Annotated in this window: 5 protein-coding genes and 1 pseudogene; all 6 read right to left on the reverse strand. The window is 66.2% G+C overall.

Translation table 11 applies throughout. The features are described 5' to 3' along the window. A partial coding sequence (locus AD428_RS28675; protein ID WP_235491098.1) for an MJ0042-type zinc finger domain-containing protein occupies positions 1-254 on the reverse strand: 254 nt, incomplete at its 3' end. A 24-nt stretch (positions 255-278) separates the two neighbouring features. Next, entirely contained in the window at positions 279-1,196 is a 918-nt protein-coding gene (gene prmA / locus AD428_RS23480) for a 50S ribosomal protein L11 methyltransferase (protein WP_053246756.1), read from the reverse strand. Between the two features lie 118 nt (positions 1,197-1,314). Continuing rightward, the gene (gene accC, locus AD428_RS23485; RefSeq protein WP_053246757.1) at positions 1,315-2,661 is read right to left on the reverse strand and encodes an acetyl-CoA carboxylase biotin carboxylase subunit; all 1,347 of its coding nucleotides are present in this window, start codon (positions 2,659-2,661) and stop codon (positions 1,315-1,317) included. A gap of 9 nt (positions 2,662-2,670) precedes the next feature. After that, entirely contained in the window at positions 2,671-3,132 is a 462-nt protein-coding gene (gene accB, locus AD428_RS23490; RefSeq protein ID WP_053246758.1) for an acetyl-CoA carboxylase biotin carboxyl carrier protein, read from the reverse strand. Positions 3,133-3,223: 91 nt separating this feature from the next. Next, on the reverse strand, positions 3,224-3,658 hold the full coding sequence (gene aroQ / locus AD428_RS23495) for a type II 3-dehydroquinate dehydratase (protein WP_053246759.1): 435 nt from the start codon (positions 3,656-3,658) through the stop codon (positions 3,224-3,226). Positions 3,659-3,764: 106 nt separating this feature from the next. Next, a pseudogene (locus AD428_RS25810) lies at positions 3,765-4,196 on the reverse strand (TlpA family protein disulfide reductase); the annotation flags it as partial.

Consider the following 4,196-nt stretch of genomic DNA (forward strand, 5'->3'; position numbering starts at 1 on the left):
GGCGCGGCCTCGTCTTCATCCCAGGGGCGGCGGAGCGGCCGGGGCGGCGCGGACAACACCGGGGCGGATGCGGGCGGCGGTGGCGGCGTGACGGAGCCGGATGCGAGCGCGCCGGGCCCGGACACCAGGCAGGCCCGGCCGTCGAACACGGTGGAGCATGCTCCGCAGCGCACCAGCCCGTTGCGCACCCGAAGCTGGTCGGGCACCACGCGGAAGGCAGCGCCGCATTGCGGGCAGCGGGTGATCAGCGCCATGACGCCCTCCCCCGGAGACGGCAATCAGGCTTTGCGGCCATGCAGGCAGACCCAGCCATCGAGCGCGCGCCAGACCGACATGCGTATCCAGGGCGCATACGCGGCGGCGACTTCCTCGGCCTGGCGTTCCAGCACACCGGACAGGACCAGGTCGCCGCCCCCGGCGACGCGGCCGGCCAGCATGGGCGCCAGCACCTTCAAGGGGTTGGAGAGAATGTTGGCCACCACCACCTGGAACGAGCCCGCCGGCAGCGCGTCGGGCAGCATGGCCTGAAGCTCCACGCCGTTGACCCCGGCGTTGAATTGCGTGCTCTGGACGGCCTGCGGATCGATGTCCACGGCCAGCGTGGGCCCGGCGCCCAGCTTGCGGGCGGCGATCGCCAGGATGCCGGAGCCGCAGCCATAATCGAGCAGGGTCGCGCCCGCGGGCAGTTCCGATTCCAGCCAGGCGAGGCAGAGATGCGTGGTGGGATGGCTGCCGGTGCCGAAGGCCAGCCCGGGGTCGAGTTCGATGTGGATGGCGCCGTCTTCGGCGGCGAGGCCGGGCACGCCGGGATCGTCTCGGTGCCAGCTCGGCACGATCCACAGCCGCTTGGCGATGTGGATGGGGCCGAATTGCGACTGGGTCAGCCGCACCCAGTCGGCATCGGGCACGTCGCGCAGGGTCCAGCCGGCGAACAGCGCGGGGGCCAGCCCGGCGCCCTGCGCGGCTTCTTCGACGATCTGCGCCGGATCGGCGCCGTCGGGCAGCAGGGCCACGACGCGATTGCGCTCCCAGGCCTGCACGTCGGGCTCGGTGCCCGGCTCGCCGAAGAGGGGACGCTCGTCTTCGGTGCCGAAGTCGGCGTCCTCGACGGAAACGGAAAGCACGCCCGCCTCCAGCAAGGCATCGGAGAGGGCTTCGGCCTGCGCCTCCTGGCAATGGAGCACGAGTTCACGCATGAGTCTTCTTCCATTCGGCCAAAGGGCCGCGGCTTGCGCCGCGGCCCGCTCGGCCGTGTATCGGGTTGCGCCGCGCGCCCCGCGCGGCGGCAGTGGGGCCGGGCCCCGCCAGCGCCCGTCAGGGACGCTGGGACAGCCGCTGCTCCAGATAATGGATGCTGGTGCCGCCTTCGATGAAGCGGGCATCCTGCAGCATTTCCCGGTGCAGCGGGATGTTGGTGGAAATGCCTTCGACCACCATTTCCGACAGCGCAATGCGCATGCGGGCCAGCGCCTGATCGCGCGTGTCGCCGTAGGTGATGACCTTGGCGATCATGGAATCATAGTTCGGCGGCACGAAATAGCCGTTGAACGCATGCGAGTCGATGCGCACGCCCGGGCCGCCCGGCGTGTGCCAGTTGGTGATGCGTCCGGGGCTGGGCACGAAGCGGAAGGGGTCTTCCGCGTTGATGCGGCATTCGATCGCATGGCCCTTGAAAGCGATGTCGCGCTGGCGCAGCGTGAACTTCTCGCCCGCGGCGATGAGGATCTGCTGCTGCACCAGGTCGACGCCGGTGATGAGCTCGGTGACGGGGTGCTCGACCTGGATGCGGGTGTTCATTTCGATGAAATAGAACTCGCCGTTTTCATACAGGAATTCGAACGTGCCCGCGCCGCGATAGCCCATTTTGCGGCAGGCGTCGGCGCAGCGGTCGCCGATGCGCTCGATGAGGCGGCGCGGGATGCCGGGCGCCGGCGCTTCCTCGATGACCTTCTGGTGGCGGCGCTGCATGGAGCAGTCGCGCTCGCCCAGCCAGACCGCGTTGCGCCCGCCGTCGGCCAGCACCTGGATTTCGATATGGCGAGGGTTCTCGAGGAACTTCTCCATATAGACTTCCGGATTGTTGAACGCGGCGCCCGCCTCGGAGCGCGTCATGGTGACGGCGTTGAGCAGCGCGGCCTCGGTATAGACCACGCGCATGCCGCGCCCGCCGCCGCCGCCGGCGGCCTTGATGATGACCGGGTAGCCGACTTCGCGCGCAATGCGCAGGATTTCCTGGGGATCGTCGGGCAACGCGCCTTCCGAGCCCGGCACCACGGGCACGCCGGCCTCGATCATGGCGCGCTTGGCGCTGACCTTGTCGCCCATGAGGCGGATGGTGTCGGAACGCGGGCCGATGAAGACGAATCCGCTCTTTTCGACGCGGTCGGCGAAATCGGCGTTCTCGGACAGGAAGCCGTAACCGGGGTGGATGGCCTCGGAATCGGTGACCTCCGCCGCCGAGATGATGGCCGGCATGTTCAGGTAGCTTTCGCGCGAAGGCGCGGGCCCGATGCAAACGGATTCATCGGCCAGGCGCACGTACTTGGCTTCGCGGTCTGCCTCGGAGTGCACCACCACGGTCTTGATGCCCAGCTCGCGGCAGGCGCGCTGAATGCGCAAGGCGATTTCGCCCCGATTGGCGATCAGGATTTTCTCGAACATTTTCAGCTATCAGCCAATGACGAACAGGGGTTGACCGTATTCGACGGGTTCGCCGTTCTCGACCAGGATTTCCTTGATGACGCCGGACTTGTCGGCTTCGATCTCGTTGAGCAGTTTCATGGCTTCGATGATGCACAGCGGATCGCCTTCCTTGACCGACTGGCCCACGTCCACGAAGGGCGCGGCGCCCGGATTGGGCGCGCGGTAGAAGGTGCCCACCATGGGCGCCTTCACGACGTGGCCCTGCACGGCGGGCGCGGCCTCGGCGGCCGGCGCGGGTGCGGCCGGCGCCGCGGGCGCGGCCACGGGAGCAGCGGGCACGCCGGCTTCGGGCTGGTGATAGGCCACGGGCTGCAAGGCTTGCGAGAATTTGACGATGCGAACCTTGCCTTCGCCTTCGGTGATTTCCAGCTCGGCGATTCCCGATTCAGCCACCAGGTCGATCAGGGTTTTGAGTTTTCGAAGATCCATAGAAGCTGCTTCCCGAAAGTGTCTTTGGCAACGGCCCTGCGTCGGGTCCGTGCCGCATGAAGATGTAGATGCTTTGATTGAGTGGTGCGAGTCAGTGCCGCACTGCGTAGCGCAGGGCCGCCTCGTAGCCGTCCGCGCCCAGGCCGGAGATCAGGCCCACCGCGAGATCGGACAGATAAGAGTGATGCCTGAAGGGCTCCCGCTTATACAGATTGGACAAATGTACTTCAATAAATGGGATGGCGACCGCGGCCAGGGCGTCGCGGATCGCAACGCTGGTGTGCGTGTACGCCGCCGCATTGATGATGATGAAGTCGGTTCCGTCCTGGCGGGCCGCCTGGATGCGATCCACCAGCGCGCCCTCGTGATTGCCCTGCCACGCCGTCAGCCTGGCGCCCAGTTCCCCTGCCAGCGTTTCGAGCCGCTCATCGATCTGGGCCAGCGTGAGGCTGCCATAGATATGCGGTTCCCGGGTGCCGAGCAGGTTCAGATTCGGGCCATGCAGTACCAGTATGTTCTGCGCCATGCGCGTGCCAAAGGGTGGATTGCCAACCGACGAAAATTACGAAATGTGGGCAAAACGGACGATAAACCAGCTTTTTACGCCAATTCCGCCTATTTGTCCAACCACTTCACGCCTTGATGCCCGACAGCGTGCGGTCGAGATCGTCTACTTTTGATTTCCCCGAGTATTTTGCGGTTAATGCTGCCATCTGCATTGAAAACCACCGTAAAAGGCAGGCCACCAGCCGGATTTCCGAGCTTGCGCAAGAGATCGATGGCGCCGGCCCCGGCAACCCAGAGCGGATAGGAAACCTGCACTTTCTCGACGAATTTGCGCATGTTCTCTTCGCGATCCACGCCGAAGCCGACAAAGCGCACGTGAGGGTATTTTTTTTGCAGGGCATCGAGTTCGGGCATTTCGCGCACGCAGGGAGCGCACCACGTTGCCCAGAAATTGACCACCATGGGCTGGCCCTTGAACTCGGCCAGCGCATGCGTGCCGCCCGCCAGCGCGGGGCAGCCTGAGGGCCATCAGCGTGGCGACCGCGTCGTCGGAAGCG

The organism is Achromobacter sp. DMS1, assembly GCF_001270295.1.